3 protein-coding genes are annotated in these 3,768 nt (G+C 59.9%); 1 reads left to right on the forward strand and 2 read right to left on the reverse strand.

Annotated elements, in window-relative coordinates; translation table 11 throughout:
* Window positions 1–326 precede the first annotated feature (326 nt).
* Window positions 327–749 carry an N-6 DNA methylase gene (locus VKZ50_17165; GenBank protein ID HLJ61457.1) on the forward strand — a complete coding sequence of 141 codons (423 nt, stop codon included), beginning with the start codon at window positions 327–329 and terminating at the stop codon, window positions 747–749.
* A gap of 478 nt (window positions 750–1,227) precedes the next feature.
* Here VKZ50_17165 and VKZ50_17170 read toward each other — a convergent pair whose 3' ends face one another.
* Together VKZ50_17170 and VKZ50_17175 are read right to left on the reverse strand one after the other, a co-directional pair.
* Window positions 1,228–2,295 (reverse strand): hypothetical protein, encoded by a 1,068-nt coding sequence (locus tag VKZ50_17170; GenBank protein ID HLJ61458.1) that lies wholly within the window; start codon window positions 2,293–2,295, stop codon window positions 1,228–1,230.
* Between the two features lie 856 nt (window positions 2,296–3,151).
* Window positions 3,152–3,283 carry a hypothetical protein gene (locus VKZ50_17175; GenBank protein HLJ61459.1) on the reverse strand — a complete coding sequence of 44 codons (132 nt, stop codon included), beginning with the start codon at window positions 3,281–3,283 and terminating at the stop codon, window positions 3,152–3,154.
* Window positions 3,284–3,768 lie beyond the last annotated feature (485 nt).

Below are 3,768 nucleotides of genomic sequence, written 5' to 3' on the forward strand. Positions count from 1 at the left end.
CTTCCGGACACCCGGGGATCGCGCAACCTGCGCGGTCACGTATCCTGCCAGCCCGGTGCGCCCTCACCCCCTTCCCGCGTGGTCCACGCGACCGCAGTCACACTCCACGTGCGGTTCCAGTATTGCGTTCATGTAGCGCAAGCGCCCACTATCCATTGGAGAATCCTGCGCGGCTTTTCGAATAGGCGTGTGGGAATCCAAATATGCCGGGACAGACGACCGCAGTTAGCAGTTAGCGGGTGTAGCCAAGCCTTGCCCGCACCCGGGGGAAGAGACCAGTATCATAAGAATGAGGCTTCCACGAATTCCAACTCACCCTCGTCCGTGTGCAAATCCGATCGTCAAATCAGCTCATCCGATCGGCTCGTCGAGGGGAACCGGTTAGATACGGCTGTACTTCGAACGGAGAGCAGCGGCGACGACGCCCGTGTCCAACACGTGGTGACCTCGATGGCGGTGGGTACAGGCGCGTTGCGGTCGTCCTCCCACAGGGGGCGCTCTTCCGCAATGGAGCCAAGCGCGTTATCCGCCAACGACTCCTGGAACGAGACCGTATCGAGAGCGTGACCGGCGTAGCGCCGAACATCTTCTACGGAATCGGCCGCGCACCCGTGATCGCGATTACGCGACGCGCGAAGGCCGCTGACCGGAAGGGTCATTCCTGGCAGTTGACGCATCTAGCCTGTACCGCAAGGGGCGCGCACAGAACCTTGTGGACCCCGAATCTGAATAAATCCCGAGGTACCTGAGGACGAGCGAGGCAGCGGCTACGAGTTCCGGATGTGAGGTGCCTTCGGAACTTTTGTGGCAAGATCCATTACTGGCGCTGGCGTGCAGACCTAGATGTTCCGGTGGCGCAGTTGAGCGTACGCACAAGCAGGACGTCGGTACTTTATTTGGTCGTCCTGACGCTCTCCGTTTTCGTCGCGACGATGCCTGCGCGGGCAGACCCGCAGGAGTGGCTCGTGCTGGGTGCACGCGTCGATTCAACTACCACGCTGTGTCATCGGCCGGCGCAGAGGGACTCGGGCAGCTCATGCCAGTCACACCGTACTCCGGACGCCTGTCGTGGCCCAGCAAACGACGAGCCAGTTCCTCGCTGTTGATGTACCCGGACGTCCTCATCGGGTGCCTCCTTTAGAACGTCTCTAAGGATACCCGCCACCGCACCCCTCCGGGCGGGTTGTCTGCGGTGTGGGAACCCTCAACCCCCACTCAGTGTCAGGGTCAGTGACGAAAGAGAAACAGGCGTGCGAGCTCGGCGAGACCCGGAATAACCGCAACCGCCACAACGTCCCGCAGGCTGCCGGCGTCGAACGGCCAAACCGGAAACTCTTTCATCAGCCTATGCCATTCCCACGTCTCCTTGAATTTCGCAAGCTGTGCTCTCGTCGAAACGGAGCTGCCAGCAGGATCGAACACAAAAGATACGGGAATCATGGACTCGAATATCCTGGCTCGTTCCCGCACCATGGCCATGTGCGCGTACCACAGCGTCCAGAAGAAACACACGGGAGCTAAGACGGGGTAGATCCCCAGGTAGACGTGCAAGATCCGATCGCTTGCAAAATTTCCCTTCAGAATTGCGGTTTCGGTTGCCATCATCAAGTCCACGCCCACGATGATGATGAGGTAGAGCAGGCGTTGAGCATATTGTTTCAGCGGTCCAAGGCCACAGACGCGGTCTGGGTCGAACGGGTGAAGTCGCAGCGTCCGCTGCGCAAAGATCGTTCGCAGGACCGTGGTCGCCTCCACGATCATGCAGGCAGTCAACCACAACGCTAGCAACAGCACGAACGTCATGGGGACATGAAGTTGAACGAACGCGAGATCGGCGGCGGGCAACTGCGGAGGATTGAACTGCAGCGAGAGCGCCCCGATGAGCGCAAGACCGACACCGACAAGATACAGAGCGAACCAGGACCCTTTCCCGAGGCGGTAGACTTGGTACGTTTCGAGCTTGCCATGCGCGGCGTCAGATTTCCCTTCAACCACGCCTGTCTCGATAAGACGCTGGATGAGCAATCCAGGAGCACGATCCATCCACGAACAGAACGCCATAAGCGCCGGGAAGATGACGTACGCGTGGACAAGGTGAAAAGTCACCAGGAGGAAGTTGCGCACTTGAGTATTGGGCAGCACAAACAATTGACCTATCATCCCTTTTGAGCCCAAGGTAAGGAGCGCGACGAGGTCGTTCAAGGCGTATGCGACGAGTGCGATCGCAGCGTACACCCACGGAGAAAGACCGCGCGGAAGAACGGAAAGTGGGCGATCAAGCTGAGGAGTGGACATCTCGCACCTCTTCAGCAGAACCCATGAAGCGGATACGCCGACTCACAGACCCAACGTTTGTTTCAAGGCTACCCAAAATTCGTGCCGTCCGCAAAACTGAAGGACCGATCGCTCTTCCGTCCAGCGAGTGGAAACCCCTGCGGTGTTAGGCGAGTAGACCGCCGCCGCACGCCATCGAGGCCCACCGGTTGTCGCGTGGCAACCCCGGCGCTCCCTCTGCAGCCCATCCCAGCAATTCCCAAGAGTCCTGTGGCATCCGCTCTCATAGTTTGCGCAGCGTCTCGTCTATGACGACCGGCGGCTGTCCGCTTGGAGGAGATGACTGTCCTGTGAATATCCGATGAATAGGACTCGTGGGATGAATCACTGTTACCATTACTGTAAGGCGAGATCGCTTTGTTCTCGTTGGCCGACCGCTACCAAGAAGTCAGGCCCGTTGTTCGCCGACTTGTTCACCCTGTGGCTCACCGGCCACATTCGAAGCACCCCTCGCGTGCGGGGCTCAGGGGGGCTTTGGGGTCGCCATCAGTTTCGCCGAACCAGACCGGCCAACCCGTCTCTTCAAGAGGGACTCGCATGCGGTTGTGAATTCGGGCCATCTCGCCGTTGGCTTCCATGGTTTTGTGCACACGTCGCGCCAAGTCGACGAGGCCATTGGTCATGCCGGACACGGCGCCTGCTCTCAATGTGCATCTATGGAAAGGCCGTGTCTGTCAATCTCTCCCCGCGTTTTCGAGTAGTCCCGTCTACTCGTCAACTCGGAGCTCTGTTGCGACCCGAGGTCATTCATCTATCCGTGCCCCTGTAGAGCACACCATGTGATCCGAGTCGGGGTCCCAATCACTTGGCGGGTCCTCTACGGGACCATGCAACGTGCCACCGCGTCGCGCTTGTTGGTCAGATTGCCCTGTCGCCGGATCTGCCCCGTGGCATCGATCTGTGTGTAGAAGGTATACCGCTTGTGAATATCAAACCCGATGTATTGCACGGCTGTGCCCGCCCTCCATTGTGCGAGATTGAACCCTCGTCCAATGGTTTTCCGCTTTCGGGAGGGCACGGCCTTTCTATTACATCACTTGTTGATCCACGCCATCGAGGCAACAGGACCAGCACCTGACGACGGGACGGCCGAGCAGACCCGCGACTCGACGTCAATGACGGCTCCCTGCAAGGGTATACAAAGGGCCGCCGCGCCCAACGTCGAGGACACGCCAGATGCTTCCGCGCGGGCCCATGACGACCGGAGGCCCAAAGTAACTAGGCGCCGGGCGTGGAAGTGGCGGAGGTATCGTGCGCGCGTGCAAATTGGAGGGGGCGAGGATCGTGCCCTCGCCCCCTCCTTGCCCGTTCTTTCGAGCTAGCTTAACGTTGCGTCAACTAGTGGTTTCCGTGGCCGCCGTTGCCGCCCTGCCCGCCGCCACCACCACCGCCGCTGCCGCCCCCGTTCTGGTTGCCACCATTCCCACCGTTCCC

The sequence above is a fragment of the bacterium genome (assembly GCA_035295165.1).
GTDB lineage: Bacteria > Sysuimicrobiota > Sysuimicrobiia > Sysuimicrobiales > Segetimicrobiaceae > JAJPIA01.

Bases quoted from the DNA above. Each gene is read 5' to 3' on its own strand.
- VKZ50_17170 (HLJ61458.1), bottom strand. From the start codon at position 2,295: ATGTCCACTCCTCAGCTTGATCGCCCACTTTCCGTTCTTCCGCGCGGT.